Source organism: Microbacterium tumbae, from assembly GCF_054780175.1.
Map to the genome: position 1 here is coordinate 1,022,278 of NZ_BAAGWV010000001.1, position 17,067 is coordinate 1,039,344.

15 protein-coding genes are annotated in these 17,067 nt (G+C 66.4%); 11 read left to right on the plus strand and 4 right to left on the minus strand.

What is annotated here, in order from left to right; genetic code table 11:
• Window positions 1–44: 44 nt before the first annotated feature.
• On the minus strand, window positions 45–1,001 hold the full coding sequence (locus ACYVGQ_RS04710; RefSeq protein ID WP_460783376.1) for a DNA topoisomerase IB: 957 nt from the start codon (window positions 999–1,001) through the stop codon (window positions 45–47).
• Between the two features lie 932 nt (window positions 1,002–1,933).
• Window positions 1,934–3,121, minus strand: coding sequence for a hypothetical protein (locus ACYVGQ_RS04715; protein ID WP_460783377.1), 1,188 nt, complete (start codon window positions 3,119–3,121; stop codon window positions 1,934–1,936).
• 504 nt (window positions 3,122–3,625) lie between these two features.
• On the opposite strand from ACYVGQ_RS04715, the gene dnaB reads away from it, so the two are divergent.
• Entirely contained in the window at window positions 3,626–5,023 is a 1,398-nt protein-coding gene (dnaB, locus tag ACYVGQ_RS04720) for a replicative DNA helicase (RefSeq protein WP_460783378.1), read from the plus strand.
• A gap of 16 nt (window positions 5,024–5,039) precedes the next feature.
• On the opposite strand, the gene ACYVGQ_RS04725 is transcribed toward dnaB, so the two are convergent.
• Window positions 5,040–5,429 carry a nuclear transport factor 2 family protein gene (locus ACYVGQ_RS04725; protein WP_460783379.1) on the minus strand — a complete coding sequence of 130 codons (390 nt, stop codon included), beginning with the start codon at window positions 5,427–5,429 and terminating at the stop codon, window positions 5,040–5,042.
• Window positions 5,430–5,760: 331 nt separating this feature from the next.
• On the opposite strand from ACYVGQ_RS04725, the gene ACYVGQ_RS04730 reads away from it, so the two are divergent.
• From ACYVGQ_RS04730 to ACYVGQ_RS04755, 6 genes are all read left to right on the plus strand, one after another.
• Window positions 5,761–7,275, plus strand: a complete 1,515-nt coding sequence (locus ACYVGQ_RS04730) for an ABC transporter substrate-binding protein (RefSeq protein ID WP_460783380.1) — start codon at window positions 5,761–5,763, stop codon at window positions 7,273–7,275.
• 33 nt (window positions 7,276–7,308) lie between these two features.
• Window positions 7,309–8,244 carry an ABC transporter permease gene (locus ACYVGQ_RS04735; protein WP_460783381.1) on the plus strand — a complete coding sequence of 312 codons (936 nt, stop codon included), beginning with the start codon at window positions 7,309–7,311 and terminating at the stop codon, window positions 8,242–8,244.
• A 98-nt stretch (window positions 8,245–8,342) separates the two neighbouring features.
• Window positions 8,343–9,128 carry an ABC transporter permease gene (locus ACYVGQ_RS04740; protein WP_460783382.1) on the plus strand — a complete coding sequence of 262 codons (786 nt, stop codon included), beginning with the start codon at window positions 8,343–8,345 and terminating at the stop codon, window positions 9,126–9,128.
• Window positions 9,125–10,120 carry an ABC transporter ATP-binding protein gene (locus tag ACYVGQ_RS04745; RefSeq protein ID WP_460783383.1) on the plus strand — a complete coding sequence of 332 codons (996 nt, stop codon included), beginning with the start codon at window positions 9,125–9,127 and terminating at the stop codon, window positions 10,118–10,120. Before ACYVGQ_RS04740 ends, ACYVGQ_RS04745 begins: the two co-directional genes overlap by 4 nt.
• Window positions 10,117–10,917: an ABC transporter ATP-binding protein gene (locus ACYVGQ_RS04750; RefSeq protein WP_460783384.1), complete on the plus strand. Its 801-nt coding sequence runs from the start codon at window positions 10,117–10,119 to the stop codon at window positions 10,915–10,917. Before ACYVGQ_RS04745 ends, ACYVGQ_RS04750 begins: the two co-directional genes overlap by 4 nt.
• Before the next feature lie 17 nt (window positions 10,918–10,934).
• Window positions 10,935–11,876 (plus strand): hypothetical protein, encoded by a 942-nt coding sequence (locus ACYVGQ_RS04755; protein WP_460783385.1) that lies wholly within the window; start codon window positions 10,935–10,937, stop codon window positions 11,874–11,876.
• 39 nt (window positions 11,877–11,915) lie between these two features.
• On the opposite strand, the gene ACYVGQ_RS04760 is transcribed toward ACYVGQ_RS04755, so the two are convergent.
• Window positions 11,916–12,497: a helix-turn-helix domain-containing protein gene (locus ACYVGQ_RS04760; RefSeq protein WP_460783386.1), complete on the minus strand. Its 582-nt coding sequence runs from the start codon at window positions 12,495–12,497 to the stop codon at window positions 11,916–11,918.
• 354 nt (window positions 12,498–12,851) lie between these two features.
• Here ACYVGQ_RS04760 and ACYVGQ_RS04765 point away from each other — a divergent pair, with 354 nt between their 5' ends.
• The 4 genes from ACYVGQ_RS04765 (at window position 12,852) to ACYVGQ_RS04780 (ending at window position 17,029) form a co-directional block, all read left to right on the plus strand.
• Entirely contained in the window at window positions 12,852–14,219 is a 1,368-nt protein-coding gene (locus tag ACYVGQ_RS04765) for an ABC transporter substrate-binding protein (RefSeq protein WP_460783387.1), read from the plus strand.
• Window positions 14,220–14,269: 50 nt separating this feature from the next.
• Window positions 14,270–15,202 (plus strand): hypothetical protein, encoded by a 933-nt coding sequence (locus ACYVGQ_RS04770; protein WP_460783388.1) that lies wholly within the window; start codon window positions 14,270–14,272, stop codon window positions 15,200–15,202.
• A gap of 61 nt (window positions 15,203–15,263) precedes the next feature.
• Entirely contained in the window at window positions 15,264–16,190 is a 927-nt protein-coding gene (locus ACYVGQ_RS04775; RefSeq protein ID WP_460783389.1) for a carbohydrate ABC transporter permease, read from the plus strand.
• Window positions 16,187–17,029, plus strand: coding sequence for a carbohydrate ABC transporter permease (locus tag ACYVGQ_RS04780; protein WP_460783390.1), 843 nt, complete (start codon window positions 16,187–16,189; stop codon window positions 17,027–17,029). The genes ACYVGQ_RS04775 and ACYVGQ_RS04780 overlap by 4 nt, the downstream gene beginning before the upstream one ends.
• Window positions 17,030–17,067: the final 38 nt, after the last annotated feature.

Below are 17,067 nucleotides of genomic sequence, written 5' to 3' on the forward strand. Positions count from 1 at the left end.
CCGGGAGGGCGGCGTTCGGCGTTCTCGGCGCCCCGCGTCGCGTCTCAGTCTTCTCCGAGGAGACGTCGCAGGCCGGTCTCGGGGGACGCACCGCGGTCGATGACGCGGCCGCGCCGCGCGGCGCGCAGGACCCGGGGATCGATGTAGCTGGCCCTGGCGACGGCGCGGGTGTTGCCGAGCACCGCCGCGACAGCGTCCACCGCATGCCTCTCGCGCTCGTCCGGATCGAGCGCGCCGCCCGCCGTCTCCGCGAGATCCCTGGCCGCCGTGGTCGTGCCGCGCAGCGTTCTGAGGTCCTTGGCTGTGAAGGATCCCGCGGTGACCTCGGCGATGTACGCGTTCAGCTCGCCGGGCATCAGCATCCGCATCCTGCGTCCGACCCGATGCCTGAGGACGATGGCCCGCCGCGGGTGCGCCGACTGGTCGCGGATCCAGGAGCGGAGATCCCCGTCGTCGAAGGAGACCGTCTGCGGCCGGCCGAGCTTGCCGGTGAACTCCAGGGTCACGGTCGTGCGGCGGAGATCGAGATCCGCCCAGCGGAGGGTGAGCAGTCCCCGGCTGCCGTACCGCTGCAGGTAGCCGGGCGACCCGATGCGGACGGCTCCCCGGTCCAGCATCCGGAACGCCGCGGCGAGCACGCGCCGGTGATCGTCCTCGCCGCGGAGATCGCGGGTGACGATCGCGCGGGCGGCGGGGAGCGCCGCCGCGAGCTGCAGGGCGCGGTCGAACTTCGCGTCGTCGCGTCGTGAACGCCAGCGCGGATGGTAGAGGTACTGCCGACGCCCCGCGGCATCCGTCCCGACCGCCTGGAGATGGCTGTCGGGATCAGGGCTGATCCACACTCTGGTCCAGGCGGGCGGGATCGCCAGCGCGGCGATCCGGCGCCTGGCCTCCTCGCCGACAGGGCGGCCATCGGGGTCGAGGTGGCGGAACCGGCCTCGGGCGCGCAGCCGGCGGATGCCGGGGGTCGATGCCGGGTCGATGCGATGGATGCGCGCCACGTCGCCTCCTCTCCTGAGCCGATCCCATCGCCCGGGAGCCCGTCCGTCAAACCCCTTGTGCGCGGTTGCGCTCTGCCGCACCCCGTCGGGGAATGACCGCTCGGAGGAGCGCCGGGTGGCGAGGACGCGCATCGTGCGCCTCCGGAGCTTCCGCACTGTCCGGCGACGTGCGGCTCCGCACGGTCCACGACGCGGGCGGATGCGGACGGGAGAGGCCGGATGCTCCGAGGACGAGATGCTCGGAGCATCCGGCGGGGTTGCGTCGGCGGGACGGGGTTCCGCGGCTGGAGGGGCTCAGCAGGCGGATTCCGCACGCGCAGACGCTCCGGTCGTGGCCGGTGACTCCTCCCCCGAGGGCACCGGCCGCTCCGGGGCTACGCCGCGGGGCGGCGCAGCCGCCCGACTCGAGCCGTCGCCGCCGCGGCCGAGTCGAACCGGAAGCGCGCTTCGCCCCCTCCGGCGGTAGCGAGCGCGTCACCTCCCGGTTCGGTGGGCGCGGTGCGATGTCCGGCGGAGTCGGGGTTCAGGTCGGTCGGCGGATCGGACATCCTCTGAGGGATGCCCGATCCGCCGACCTGAGGAACGGATGCCTCCACCGCCGGAGTCGAGGCCTGGGGAACCTGACTCTGAAACGAGGCCTGGGGAACCTCTTCCGCGACCGTGGCTTGGGGAGTCCGGTCGAGCGGAGCGGCGGTGGAGGCACCGGCTGGGCAGGTCCCGGGGATCCGGGCCTGAAAGCTGGGGGCGCCGATGATCGATGACGCGGCTCGCGTGATCGAGGCGGGGTGATGCGGGCGCCGCACGGGGGCGGACGCAGAGGTCGAGCGCATGACTCAGCTCCTGACGAGAAGGGTGATGTCGGAGGGTGCGCGCAATCAGGGGTGTGCGCGCAGCACCGTCTCACCGTCCACGAGGGACGGCGACATCACCGATCAGTCGGGAGCGACGTCGGTGTCGGCGACCGGAGACGACGGCAGAGCGTCATCGGCGGCGCCGGATGCCCGCTGCCAGGAATGCAGCGGGCTCGGAGAGAGCGAGCCCGGACGGGCGCCGTCACCGGATGCGCCCGCGCCGTTTCCGGCGGAGGACGAAGGGGCGGAGGCGGGAGCCGCGGGGGGAGCGGTGCCGACGGGATCGTCGGCGGGGGTCGATGCGGGTGCGGCGATGTCGTGCACCAGGACCGCCGCGGCTCCGGGGACGGCAGCATCGTCGCTCATGCGCGGCTGCTGCCAGGGCGGAGGCGCGGGGACGCTCGACACAGTAGCGGCGGCCGATGGGACCGCGGGCTCCGAGGCGGGCTCCTGCACGATTCCGGGGTCCGCGTCGGGAGTCTGGGGACCGGTCGGCTCCGCATTCGGCGGTGTCGAGGAGCCGGGCTCGGGGGAGATCGCGTCGACGATCCCCGGGACCGGGGCGACGACGACGTCGTCGATCACGCCGACGGCGCCGTCCACGATGTCGACCACGCCGTCGACGACATCGGTCAAGCCGGAGTCGTCGAGCACGGAGCCGACGACGGGAAGCCCCGTGACGAGATCGAGCACGGGGCCCGTGATCTGGGAGATCGGGTCATTCTGCAGGAGGTCGGAGATCGGTGCGACGACATCGCCGACGGTGCCGGACACGGTGTCGAGCACCGGCGTGGTGACCTGTCCGACTACCGGGATGCCGGAGACGACGTCCCCGACGGTGCCGACCGCCGAGGGAAGGGCGTCGACGACGGGCTTCGTCACGTGCGTGACGACCGGTTCGACGACCTGCGTGACGACGGGCTTGACCACCTCGGTGACGACGGGCTTGACCACCTCGGTGACGACGGGCTTCACGACTTGTGTGACGACCGGCTTCACGACCTCGGCGACGACCGGCTTCACGATCTGCTCGACCGGCTTGGTGACCGGCTTCACGACCTCGGCGACCGGCGAGACCACGTTCGAGACGGTGGCGGTCACGGTGCCGACGAGAGAGCTGAGCGGGTTCTGCGGCTGCGATGCGTCGTCGTCGGCGGCGTGCGCCGTTCCCGTTCCCGTGAGGAGCGCGATGCCCGTCCAGGCGAGCACGCCGAGAGCACCCCAGAGGACACCCGCGGAAATGCGGTGCCTGGATGCCGTGGCGTTCACGCTTACCTCCCCCTCCGAAGGGAAACGCATGCCGATGCGATGTGCATCGACCTGCCGAGAGTATCGCGGTCGTCGGGCCGTGTCCATAGCCGAGGGGGCGAACGCCCTCGGTCCGGCATATGACGCGCCCGGCCGGATTCGGACTTGACTTTCCCCAGGTTGTACACATGTCGCCGATCCGGGGGAAACCTTCAATCAGCTCTTTAAGGAGAATGTCATCCACAACCTGGGGAGACTAAAAATACCTGTTCGTGGTGCAATATTTTGGCAAAAGTCGGATGCTCCCACAGGCTTATCCACAGGTGTTCTGCACAGACACTCCGACGTTCTCCGCAACCTCTCCACAGAGTTATCCACAGGGCCTGTTGCATCGGGGGGAAGCCCCTTCTAGCGTGGTCGAGCGACACGATGTCGGAGGCCGGTGGTTCGCTGTGCTGGGTCGTAGACCATGTCGAAGCCGGGAGACCGGAACCCCATCTCGTCCACCGTCCGGAGGGAGCACTGTTGTCGATCGCGGACATCTCGGAGGAGCGTCTCGGAGGGCAGCGCCCCCCGGAGCGCACGCCTCCGCACGACCTGCTCGCGGAGCAGAGCGCGCTCGGCGGCATGCTGCTGTCGAAGGACGCCGTCGCCGATGTCATCGAGTCGCTCAAGGGTGCGGACTTCTACATCCCCAAGCACGAGCTCATCTTCGAGGCGATCCTCTCGCTGTACTCGCACGGCGAGCCGACCGACGTCGTCGCCGTCACCGATGAGCTCATCAAGACCGGCGAGCTGAGCAGGGCGGGCGGCGCGGATTACCTGCACACCCTGACTTCGATCGTCCCCACGGCCGCGAACGCCGGATACTACGCGGGCATCGTGTCCGAGCGCGCGATCCTGCGCCGTCTCGTCGACGCCGGTACGCGCATCGTTCAGCTCGGCTACGACGGACAGGGCGACGCGACGGATCTCGTCAACAACGCCCAGGCGGAGATCTACTCGGTCACGGGCTCCGAGACCGCGGAGGACTACGTCCCGCTGACGGTCGCGGTGGATGCCGCCGTCGAGGAGATCGAGGCCGCCAGCGGCCGCGACGGCACGATGACCGGCATCCCGACGGGCTTCAAAGAGCTCGACGACCTCACCAACGGCCTGCACGGCGGTCAGATGATCGTCGTCGCCGCCCGCCCGGCGATGGGCAAGTCGACGCTGGCGCTGGACTTCGCGCGCGCGGCGTCTATCGGCCACAACCACCCTTCGATCTTCTTCTCGCTCGAGATGGGCAAGAGCGAGATCGCGATGCGTCTGCTCAGCGCCGAGGGCGCCATCCCGCTGCAGAACATGCGCAAGGGAACGCTCGACCCCCGCGACTGGACCACCGTCGCGGCGACCCGCGGCCGCATCAACGACGCCCCGCTGTACATCGACGACAGCCCGAATATGACGCTTGTCGAGATCCGGGCCAAGTGCCGCCGGCTCAAGCAGCGCGTTGGACTGAAGATGGTCATCATCGACTATCTGCAGCTGATGACCAGCGGCAAGCGCGTCGAGTCGCGTCAGCAGGAGGTCTCGGAGTTCTCCCGTGCGCTGAAGCTGCTCGCCAAGGAGCTCCAGGTCCCCGTGATCGCGCTGTCGCAGCTGAACCGCGGTCCGGAGCAGCGTCAGGACAAGAAGCCGGCGATCAGCGATCTGCGCGAGTCCGGATCGATCGAGCAGGACGCCGACATGGTGATCCTGCTGCACCGCGACTCCGTCTACGACAAGGACGTGCGCCCCGGCGAGGCCGACCTCATCGTCGCCAAGCACCGCAACGGCCCCACCGCGACGATCAACGTCGCGTTCCAGGGGCACTATTCGCGGTTCGCGGACATGGCACCCGGTGACTTCGGCGGCGGAGGGGGCGGCGGGGACTTCGCCTGACACGGTTTGAGGCGGCCTACGTGGACGCTTCTCGGGAGGGACCGGGCGCTGCGGACAGGTGCTCGTGCACTGCCAGCAACCCTTCCGGGTGACGGGAGAACACGATGGTCTCCCGCTCGTGCACGGTCGACTCCTCACCCGGAGTGCCCGCGGTGGTCTCGACGAGATGCGTGAAGATCGCGGTGCTCCCGAGGATCTGCACCGTCTGTTCCGTGCTGCGGCAGTCGCTGACAGACCATCCCTCCGTGAGCCATCCCTCCCACGCCTCGCGATAGTCCGCCAGCGTCAGCACCGTCTCGTCAGCCGTGTGCAAGACGAATGAGGCGCTCAGGGCGAACGAGCTGAAATAGAGATCGGTGTCGGTTCGCGAGAACGCATCCACCAACCGGGCTGCTGCTGCGGTCACTTCAGTCGATGTCAGGTCGCTCATCATTCTCCATGCGGTCGGGGATACTGCTCCGATCATGTCCCGCCGGGTGCTATTCGGCAACCTGAGATGTCTAATAGTCATATTTAACTCACTCGTAACACGATCGAAAGATCCTCGACGGAGGGTGCGCCAACGCGGCATAAAACCCTTGAATATTGGCCCAGACCGCCCGCCTTGGCAAAGAAGGCGGAAATCTCTCGGACATATTGAGGATGCTCAAGAGACAACTTTTGATCCATAACAGTTGACTCAACCGCCTCATTGGTGGCACGGTGCTGGTACCCGACCCGAAGTGATTGGATTCCGCGTGAGCTTCCGACGATTGACTCTTGCCACCGCGACCACTGCGGTGGCCGCTCTCCTCCTCGCCGGCTGTGCTGCGGATGCATCGCCGAACCAGGAGACCGGAGCGGACACCCTGGTCTGGGGGCGTCCCGACCCGATGACCACCTGGGAAGGTGACCGGTGCGTCACCAGCGTGCCGACGAACCTCATGGTCTTCGACTCTCTCCTGCGCATCTCAGCCGATGGCCTCTCGGTCGAACCAGGTCTTGCAGAGTCGTACGAGTACGACGATTCGACCTACACCTACACGTTCGCGCTGCGTCCAGATGCCGCTTTCAGCAATGGCGATCCACTCACCGCCGAAGACGTCGTGTTCTCGATCGACCAGTGGAAGTCGGGTGAACTCAGTGGCGTGTACTACGAGCAGATCGACTCCGCGACTGCCGTCGATGACTCCGTGATCGAGGTGCAGATGAAGCAGCCCGACACGTTCCTGCCCGCCTTGCTGACGTGGTGCACGTCCAACGTCTACCCCGTCGACTTCGCAGGTCTGACCGCGGAGGAGTTCTTCGCATCGCCGATCGGCGCCGGTCCCTTCCAGATCGAAGAGACCGAGGATCTCGGAGGGGCGAACGAGCGTGTTGTCCTGTCACCGAACCCGGAGTACTGGAACGCCGATGCGATCGAGGTCGCTGGGCTCGAGATCGTCACGATCGGCGACGGGAACCAGCGGGTGCTGCGATTCCAGTCGGGCGATCTCCAGATCGTAGAGGGACTGGGAGATGCGGAACTGCGTCAGCTCGACAGCGGGGATCTGGTTCGTACGACGCCGCAGATCTGGAACGGCATCGCACTAAACACGCGCAGTGACATGCTCGGGCAGTCCGATGTACGCCGGGCGTTCGCTCAGGCGATCGATCGCGAGGCGATCGTGTCGGCACTGGGTGAGGGCGCCATCCCCACGCAGGGAATCCTGCCGACCAACCTCCCAGACATGGTCGGACCGGACGACCCGGCGGGGTACGACCCTGAGGCCGCCAGGCGGACGCTCGAGGCGGCGGGGATCGACCGACCGCTTCAGTATCTGTACAACCCCTCGGATGCCGTCGCCACGACGATCGCGAATGTCGTTCAGGCGCAGCTTTCGGAGATCGGCGTCAAAGTGGAGCTGATCGGTGCGGATGCGGCGACCATCCGCACCCTCGGCGACGAAGGGACCTCCTGGGACCTCGTTTCGACGTCTGCGAGCGCCATCTCTCCGAGCGCATTCGATCCGATCGGCTTGATGCTCGCCGACCACTACCCGAAGACCGCATCCGACACGACCGTACTCGCGGAGCAGCTGGCCATCGGAATGGCGGCGAGCGATTCGGAGGCGCGCACAAGCTCGATCAAGGAGATCCAGAACGACGCCGCAGCTCAGGCCGCGCTCATCGGAATCGCCGACATACCGCAGGTGTACGCGGTGTCGTCCGCCGTGCAGGGCTTCGCCCCGCTGCCAGAGCAGCTCTGGTATCCGGACGGTGTCTCGTACTGATCTCACGGCGTCACGAAGAAAGGGCCGAGGAGCATGCACGTCTCGTACTGGGTCGGTCGCATCGCGATACTGCCGCTCATGTGCCTGGCCATCTCGTTCATAACCTTCGCGATGGTGTACCTGGCCCCTGGCGATGTCGCTGCACTCATGGCGGGGCCACGAGCGGATGCTGCACAGATAGACCGGATTCGACAGGAGATGGGACTCGATCAGCCCTTCCTCGCCCAGTTCTCCGCGTATATCGGACGCGTCGCGACCGGTGACCTTGGGACGACGGCCGCGGGGACGCCGGTCGCGACGGTGATCGCCACGAATGCCGGCCCGACGGTTCTGCTGATCTCCATAAGCATCGTTATGTGCGTGGTGCTGACAGTGGGAGCCTCCCTTCTCGCGGCCCGCCGTCCGGGCGGGATCGCGGACGGGGTCATCCGGATCATGTCGACGGCGCTGCTCGGCATGCCCGCGTTCTGGACCGGGATCATGCTGCTGCTCTTCCTCGCACTGCCGACGGGGTGGTTCCCGGTCGGCGGCTGGCCGGATTCATTCGGCGGACAGGTGCGCGCGACAGTGCTCCCTGCCCTCGCGCTGACGCTCACGATCATTCCGGTGCTCATCCGGGGGCTGCGCTCATCGCTGATCGGTGTCCATCGATCTGACTACGTTGCGTTGGGCCGCTCGCTCGGCCTGCACGGTGCGCCGCTCACGGCACGCTACGTCTTCCGTAATGCGACGGTGCCGATCATCCCCCTCGTGGCCGTCATGCTCGCAACCCTGATCGGCAGCACCGCCGTCATCGAGGCCACCTTCGGGCTGCCAGGCCTCGGTCAGGCACTCGTGAACGGCGCGGTTCAGCGCGAAGCGTCTCTTGTACAGGGCATCACGCTCATTCTCGGAGTGTGCGTCGTCCTCATCCAGTTCGCCGCCGATCTCGTGCTGGCCCTGGTCGACCCGAGAGTGCGGCTGCGATGAGCTCGACGTCAGCCGCATCGGCATCGCGGTGGCGCACTCTCGCGCCGGGGCACCTCAGGAGGCGAGCGGGTTCGAGCCGAGGTCAGGGCATTACGAAGATGCTCGCCGGTGGCAGTCTCGTCCTCATCATCGTCGGTGCAGGACTTCTCGCGCCATGGCTGGGCCTTCAGGACCCCATCGCGCAGAACCTCGGCGAGCGCCTTGCACCCCCGTCCGTATCGCACCTGCTGGGGACTGATGCATTCGGACGAGATGTCTTCAGCCGGGTCGTCTACGCCGCGCGCATTGATGTGCCCCTCGCCGTTCTCGGCGCCCTCCTGCCCGCCCTCGTCGGGACGGCGCTGGGGACGCTCGCCGCCGTGGGGGGACGTGCGGCCGACTACGTCATCATGCGGGTCGGGGAGTTGGCCCAGGCCTTCCCCGCCTACATCTTCTTCATCGTCGCGGCGTTCGTCGTAGGGCCAGGAGTTTCGACGTTCCTCGCTGCGGCTCTCCTGGTGACGTGGGTCAGCTATGCGCGGATCGTACGAGCCCAGACTCTGGTGACCCGAGAGGCGGACTTCATGAAGGCAGCACACACATCGGGCATCGCGAGATGGCGTGTGGTGGTGCGGCATCTCGTGCCCAACGCCATACCGCAGGCTGTCGTCTACCTGGCCTCGGACGTCGTGTTCGCTCTTGTCGCGCTCTCAAGCCTCTCGTATCTCGGACTCGGCATCGCTGAGCCGACGCCCGAATGGGGGAATATGATCGCCGCCGGGCAGCCGTATCTGCGCTCGGCGTGGTGGCTCTCGACGGTTCCCGGGATCATGATCGTTCTCGTGGGCATCGCGTTCGTCCTCCTCAGTGAGGGCCTTGATGACGTACGGAGGATCGAACGATGACCCTCTTCACCCCACGGTCGGAGGCGCACGAAGCACCGGCGCTGGAGCTGTCGCACCTCGCGATCTCAGTGCCACGTGCGCGTGGAAGGGCGGAGGGCGTGAGCGACGTCTCCCTGACGATCGCGCCGGGCGAGCGCCTGGGCGTCGTGGGCGAGTCGGGCAGCGGTAAGAGCCTGACGATGCGCGCCGTACTCGGACTCCTTCCCAGCAGAGCCGAGGTCGTCCGTGGCGAGGTCTCCTATTTCGGTCGTCGGCTGAGCTCGCAGCGCGAGATCCAGCACATCTGCTCGGTCGTCTTCCAGGAGGCGCTGAGCGCGCTAAACCCCACCAGGCGCGTCGGCGATGTGATCGCGGACGGCGTGCAGGCGTCAGCGGGTCTGAACCGCCCGAGGGCGCGCGAGCGCGCCCTCGAACTCATGAACGAGGTCGGGATCCCTGAGCCGGAAACGCGGTATCGGCAGTATGCCCATTCGCTCTCGGGCGGGCTGCGCCAACGCGTCATGATCGCGGCGGCGCTCTCGACGGATCCGCAGGTGCTCGTCTGCGACGAGCCGACCACCGCGCTGGACGTGACGATCCAGAAGCAGATCATCGACCTGCTGATGCGACTCACGCAAGAGCGCGGTATGACGCTCGTCTTCATCAGCCACGATCTCGGCGTCGTCGACGAGCTGTGCGATCGTGTCGCGGTCATGTACGCCGGCCAGGTCGTCGAGATGGGGCCGACCAGCAAGGTGCTGCGAGCGCCACGGCATCCCTACACCCGCGCCTTGATAGACGCCACGCTGCCCGTGACCCACCGGGTTCCGTTCCGCCCCATCCCGGGGTCCGTGCCCGATCCGGTAGACAGCATACCGGGATGCCGGTTCGCGCCGAGGTGCTCCTTCGCGAGGGACGAATGCAGAGCGGCCGAGTACGCGCTTGATGCCGCAGGAGATCGCGCCAGCGCATGCGTCCGGCGAGCGGGGCTCGTAGAGGAGGGCGTACTGTGAACGTGCCGCTGCTGAGCGTGCAGGATGCATGCGTAACTTACCGGACTCGTGGCGGGTCGGGATCGCTGACCGCGGTGGATCGCGTCTCCTTCGATCTGGAGGCGGGCGGGAGCCTCGGCATCGTCGGCGAATCGGGCAGTGGCAAGACGACGCTCGTCTCCGCTGTGATCGGTACGGTCGCCCTCACGGGTGGGCGTATCCTGCTGGACGGTGCGCCGCCGACGCGCCGATCCCGCAGGCGTATGCAGATGGTCTACCAGGATCCCGTCTCGTCTCTCAACCCGCGGATGAGGATCGGCTCGATGCTGTCCGAGATCGTCGCCGCCCATCGGCCAGGCATCCAGCGATCAGCTCGCCGCGATCGCGTCGCCGAGCTGATCGAGCTGGCAGGGCTGCCTCAGGCGGTCGCCAGTCGTCGACCTCACGAGATCTCGGGGGGACAGCGTCAGCGAGCCGGCATCGCTCGGGCGCTGGCGGCCGAGCCGGCGCTGCTCATCCTTGACGAAGCCGTCGCGGCCTTGGATCTGTCCGTTCAGGCGGCGGTCCTCCGCACGATCCGCTCGCTGCAGGAGTCCCTCGGATTCGCGCTGCTGTTCATCTCGCACGATCTGTCCGTCGTTCGCCACACATGTGACGACGTGCTGGTCATGACCGCCGGACGAATCGTCGAGTCCGGCACTGTCGACGATGTCTTCGGCAGTCCGGCACACGACTACACGCGACGTCTTCTCGCCTCGACGCCGGAGATCGGCGCGGGCGGGCGAGCGATCACCGGCTCTTCATCCACCACCCACTGAGAAAGGCATGCCCCACAATGAACGAACCCGTCCTCACGTACCCTGAATCTGCCGTCGTCGGCGCCACGGATCTCCCGGCCATGGCGCTGTTCCTCGGAGCCCTCGGAATGCTTCCTCGCCCGATCCGCGAGGTGGACTCCGACGTCGCCCGCGCGCTCTACGGGCTGGACGCAGGAACGCGCGAGCTCGAGATGTACACCCCTGGCTCGGATCGCAGGGTACGCATCGTCGAGACCCCCAACGCCGCGATCCCGTTTGCGCCACTGGTCGCCGCTCCCTACGGCCTCGACTTCTTTTCGCGTGACCTCGATGTCACGATCGGAATGGTGACTGCGGCCGGGGGACACAACTTCACCGAGCTGGTCGGATACGGACTCGAGCCGAGCATGCATCCGGATGCTTCGGGCAAGTCGCTCAATTACGAGATACTCTTCCAGGGGCCGGATGAGCTGACGGTCTACGTCACGGACGTCAACAAGACCGACGAGCGCTATCCCACTCTGCTCGACGACGATCCAGCACTGGTGAACTCCGAACTGGTCATGCTCTGCTGGGTCACCGAGACCCCGGATCGTGAGCGAGAGTTCTGGGAGCAGGAGGTCGGAGTCGACGTCGTTTTCGACGGATACGCCTCGAACGACGGCATGGTGGATCTGATGTACCACCCGCATCCCACGCTGCTGCGCTGCATCAACATCACGGATACCGAGCGCAATACGAAGATCGAGCTGATGTCCTATCCGGATGAAGAGGTCGAGGTGCAGCCCGTCTGGCCGTTGCGCGGCGGATTGTTCGCAGGTCAGTTCGCCGTCGATGACCTGTCCGCCGCGATGGCAGCGCTTCCTTCCGCAACGTTCGGAGACGTGGTCGAGTTCTCCGAGGGTCAGACGAAGCTCAGAGCGGTCACGGCGCTGTCCCCTTCGCGAGTGCGCTTCGAGCTGCGCGAGACGGTTCGCTGAGCACGAGGCGCCGGCGGTGAGCCGGCGCCTCGTCCATGCTCAGGTGGCGCCGCTCCACGCGGCAGGCACGAGTACCCACATCAGCTCGGCACCTGTCTCGCTGCGCCACTGGTGCGGCTCGCGGCCGTCGAAGGTGACGGAGTCACCGGACGCGAGTTCCAGTTCGCCGTCGCTGAAGATAACGGTCACAGTGCCCTGCACGACGTGCAGAAGCTCGAGGTCGGAACTGATGGTGTAAAGGTCGCCGCCGCCGTTTCCTCCTGGCTCCACAGACGACCGGATGACCTGGAAGCGGCTGTTGTGCCGAGGACTCAGGAGCAGTTCCGTGGCGTCCACGCCGCCGAGGTTGATGCGCGGAGCCTCGCCGATACGGACCAACGTGGCATCGGTCGTGGCGAAGAGGCCGCCGATCTCCACGTCGATCACCTCGCATATCGCGATCAGGGTCGAAACGCTAGGAGAGGTCTCGTCGCGCTCAATGCGACTGATGAACCCCTTCGTCAGTCCCGTGCTCGCGGCCACTTGCGCGATCGTCAGGCGGCGTGCCTGCCTTGCAGCCCGCAGACGGCTCCCGATCGCGGCTTTCGAGGCCGGGGATTCTATGGGAAGGCCTCTGACCACTCGTCTCTCCGTTCGTTCCGCCGCGCCGTGGCGGCAACTTGGGTACTCCAGATTGATACCACGTTGGGCGTCACGCTTGGGTCGTATCATCAGTCGCGGGGGCGTAACACAGACTTAACAAGCGCGTTGTGCGCCTGCTGGGGATGCACATTGACAACTATTGTTTGCAGATGCTTTCCATTCTGCGCAGCGTAACCGGGACAGATCGCTCTCCTCGGTCATGGGGACGTCTCCGGGCAAATTGCATAGCAGACAACTTTGGATGCATAACAGTTGACATCCGAGGAATCCGGCAGACACAATTGGCTCACGGAGGACGGCACCCGGCCATCTTCACGAGTGCAAGGAGTCTGTATGGTAAACGACCACTTCAATGCCCCGCTCGTGAACGTACAGCTGAGCAGGCGCACGGTCGTGCGCGGCGCACTCGCTGGCGCGGGCGCTCTCGCGCTGTCGCGTCTGCTTGCTGCGTGCGCTCCGGCGGGTGGCCCCGTGGGGGCTGCGCCGACCGCGGGAGAGCCGACCGTCGCTCCTGCGGGAACCTCGACAGGATCCGTCAGCCAGATCCTGATCTCGGGAGGTGATGCTTCAACACCCAAAGGCAAAGCGATGCTCGCCCTGCGGGAGGCATGGCTCGATGCGAACCCGGATGCGGCACTCGAGCTCGAGAATCTCGCCTTCGACCAGGTGATCACGGCATCGCTCACACGCGCTCGCGCCGGCGAGCTGGCCGATCTGGTCCAACTCTATCCCGGCACTCTTCACGACGCGGCCTTCCCCGTGCTGCGTCCCTTCTCGCGCTCCATGCTCCCCGACCTCGACGGCAGTCTGTCGCTGTGGGACTACACGACCCTCGAACCCGGAGGATCGCAGATCGGTGTCCCGATCGGCAACCAGGGCGGCGCTTGGTATTACAACAAACGGCTCTTCGAGCGCGCGGGGCTTGAAGCCGACCGTACGCCGGAGACCTGGGGAGAGCTGGAGGAGATCGTTCGCGCGCTGAAGTCCGCAGGCATCATCCCCTTGGCGATGTCGCGCGGGTATACCGGCTTCTACCTCAGCGCGAGCATCACGGTGCAGTTCCTGCCGGATGTGGACGATATCGATGCCTTCCGCCGTGGTGAGATCTCCATCGAGGATGACCGGTTCCGCGTGCCGCTGACGGCGGTGTCTAGGATGGCGAAGGACGAGTGGTTCCATCCCTCCTTCCTCGACAAGGAGGACGACTCGGCGACCGGCGACTTCGCGCAGGGAAACACAGCGATGTTCCCCACGACCATCACGACCTGGGCGGACTTCGAGCGCATTCTGCCGGCGGAGGACGTCGGCGTCTTCCTTCCGCCGCCGCATCCCGAAGCGGAGGGCAAAGCCGCCTATGTCACGCCCGACACGATGTTCTGCCTCAACGCCGACGCCGCCAATCCGGACGCCGCGCTGTCCTGGGTGAACTACCTCGGTTCCAAAGAGGCGCAGGAGACCGCGCTCCGCATCGGCGGACAGATGCCCAATCGCGGCGACGTCGATGTCGAGGCGATCGCCGGGTCCGCGACGGCACGCACGATCCAGGACTGGATCGACACCGAGAAGACGAACGAGATCCCCTTCGACTTCTTCAACGGAACAGCATCCGGCACCTTCTACTCGCGACTGCCCACCGCTCTTGTTCAGGGTGAGATCGACGACCTCCTCGCCCAGCTTCAGGCCGAGCAGTCCGCCGACTGAACCCAGCCTTGACTCCCTTCTCACCCGCCGTCCCCCGAAAGGCCGTACACATGCCCGTCCTCACCTATCCAGAAACCACCATCATCGGAACCACCGACGTCGGCCGCATGGCCGCGTTCTTCAGCGTGTTCGGGGCGCAGCCCGTGCGTGTGTCGCCGATTCCGCGCGCAGCCGCCAGGGTGCTATACGGGATTGACGCCGAGCTGTCCCAGATCGTCCTCCACGAGCCAGGCATCGACACCACGATCCGCCTGATCGAGACGCCCCATTCGGCTCCGGCCTTCGAGCCTCTGAAGTACGGTCCTTACGGCATCGACTACTACACGCGTGACCTTGCCCTGAGCATGGACATCCTGCGCGCCGCCGGCGCCGACCGCTTCTCGCCCCTCGTCGGATATGGAGCTGAGGGCAATCGCAACTACGAACTGCTCTTCTTCGGTCCCGACGAACTCGGAGTGTTCCTGACCGACACGGTCGCGACCGACCAGCCTTGGCCGACGAAGCTCGTCGACGATCCTGCGCGCACCCATTCGGAGGTGCTCATGCACGTCTGGGTCGTGAAGGACGCGGAGCTCGAGCGTCGATTCTGGACGGAAGAGGCGGGCCTCCTCGTCGTGTCGGGGTCTGATGGCGACGCGTGGACCAACGAGACCCATCAGGAGTGGAACGACGAGATGCAGCGGTTGATGTACACACCGCGCAACACGCCCCTGCATGGCATCAACATCACCGACGCGGGTCGCCATCACAAGATCGAGCTTCTCGACTATCCCGAGGAGACCGTGACGGAACGCCCGAGCTGGCCGCTTCGCGGCGGGTTCTTCGCCGGAGCTTTCTACGTTGACGATCTTGACCAGGCGAAGGCGGGTCTCCCCTCAGCGACCTTCAGTGACACCGTCGTCCTCGACGAGGGGCGAGGGGAGAAGCGCGCAGTGACCGCGATGTCACCCGGCTGCGTGCGATTCGAGCTCTGGGAGCGTTGAGCTCGTGACCTCGGGCCAGGTTCTCTCACGCCGGAGCGTCCCATCGACATCGGGCGAGGGCGTGCCCGCCGAGCGGCGCGGCGGCGCGTCGGACGGTCCCCATCGGAGACGCCCTCGGCTCCGGCGGGGCGCCAACCTCGGCGCGCTCCTGTTCGTCGTGCCGGCTCTGGCGGTCGTGGTCTTCTTCATCGTGCTCCCGCTCGTGCGTCTGCTCTACCTGGCCATGACCGACTACGACGGCTTCACCACACCGACCTGGGTGGGACTCGCCAACTTCGAGTACCTCGCGACGTGGCCGGACTTCCGCCGGATCGTGTTCAACACGTTCATCCTGCTGCTCGGCATACCCGTCTGGGTCGTCGGTCCGTTCATCGTCGCGGTGGTCCTGTACGGATGGCGGACCGCCGGGGTCTTCCGCGGGCTCTTTCTGGTTCCGGCGCTCATGCCTCCGCTGGTCATCGGTCTCATCTTCCGCATCGTGCTCAGCGATCAAGGACCGGCCAATGCTTTCCTGCGGCTCATCGGGCTGGACTTCCTCGCGGTCGGCTGGGTGTCGGAGGACCCATGGGTTCTGGTGACCGTCGTGATGGTGATCCTGTGGGGGCTGTTCGGTATGGGTGTGCTCTTCTACTCCAGTGCGCTGTCGACCGTGCCGACCGAGACGATCGAGGCTGCAGTGCTGGACGGCGCGCACTGGCGGCACGTCGTCTGGCATATCCTGCGCCCCGAGCTCATTCCGGCGACACGCTTCTGGAGTGTGTTTCTGGCGCTGTCGACCGTTACGGCGTTCTTCTCCTGGATCTTCGCCCTGACCAGGGGCGGACCGGGGGTCGCCTCCACCACCGTGGACTACTCGACGTACCAGAGGGCGCTCGTGCTCGGGGAGTTCGGCGTCGCAGCGGCGATCTCCGTCGTCGGCATCCTCGTTCTGCTGGTCGTGGTCGCCGTGGTCCAGCTATTCCGACGCTTCGGAGGTGAGAAGCGATGACGCACCCGATGGCACTGACCCAGTCGCGGGTGTCCCGCACCGGTGGGCTTTTTATCATCGGTCTCGCCACTCTCCTCGTCGTGTTTCCCCTGGTCTGGGTGATCCGACTGTCGTTCCGCCCCCGCGACGCCTATCTGGCGGATCCGTCGGGTGTCGGAGGGGGTTTCACACTCGAGAACTTCATCGGTGCATGGCAGAACGGGCTTGGGCTCGGAATGCTGAACTCGATCATCGTCATACCCCTCGGCGCCGCTATCGCGACGGTGCTCGCGACCGCATGCGGATTCGCCCTCGCGAAGATGCGCGTGCCTCTGCGCCGGCTCATCATGGGCGTGCTGGCGTGCACTTTCGCCGTGCCGGTGACGTCCCTGGCCGTCCCCCTGTTCGATCAGGCGCTTCAGTTCGGATACCTGGGCACCTATACGGGACTGTCGCTGGTCTACGCCGCCCTTTTCACGGGGTGGGGCACGCTCTTCATGACGGCGTACTACCAGGGCTTCCCGGACGAGCTGCTTGAAGCGTCGGCAGTCGACGGCGCCGGCCCGCTGCGTTCGTTCGTGTCGATCGTGCTGCCGCTGGGCGCCCCCGCACTCGTCACGGTGTTCGTCATGAACTTCTTCATGATGTGGAGCGACATCATCATCGCGCTGGTCATGATGCCCGCGTCGGCGAGTCAGACGATCGCGGCGGTCGTCGCATCCATGCCGTCGGCCAGGGAGTCCAATGCGACCACTTCGGCGGCCGCGGCCGTCATCATGCTCATCCCGGTGCTCGTGCTCTTTCTCGCCAGCCAGCGCTGGCTTAGATCAGAGGTTCTGGCCGGCGCTGTCAAGAGCTGATCGCACCGAGCGTGCACCACCGCATCCAGTAAGAGAGG

Excerpts from the sequence above, each read along its gene's own strand:
- ACYVGQ_RS04735 (WP_460783381.1), top strand. The coding sequence starts at position 7,309 with ATGCACGTCTCGTACTGGGTCGGTCGCATCGCGATACTGCCGCTCATG.
- ACYVGQ_RS04740 (WP_460783382.1), top strand. The coding sequence starts at position 8,343 with ATGCTCGCCGGTGGCAGTCTCGTCCTCATCATCGTCGGTGCAGGACTT.
- ACYVGQ_RS04745 (WP_460783383.1), top strand. The coding sequence starts at position 9,125 with ATGACCCTCTTCACCCCACGGTCGGAGGCGCACGAAGCACCGGCGCTG.
- ACYVGQ_RS04755 (WP_460783385.1), top strand. The coding sequence starts at position 10,935 with ATGAACGAACCCGTCCTCACGTACCCTGAATCTGCCGTCGTCGGCGCC.
- ACYVGQ_RS04765 (WP_460783387.1), top strand. The coding sequence starts at position 12,852 with ATGGTAAACGACCACTTCAATGCCCCGCTCGTGAACGTACAGCTGAGC.
- ACYVGQ_RS04770 (WP_460783388.1), top strand. The coding sequence starts at position 14,270 with ATGCCCGTCCTCACCTATCCAGAAACCACCATCATCGGAACCACCGAC.
- ACYVGQ_RS04780 (WP_460783390.1), top strand. The coding sequence starts at position 16,187 with ATGACGCACCCGATGGCACTGACCCAGTCGCGGGTGTCCCGCACCGGT.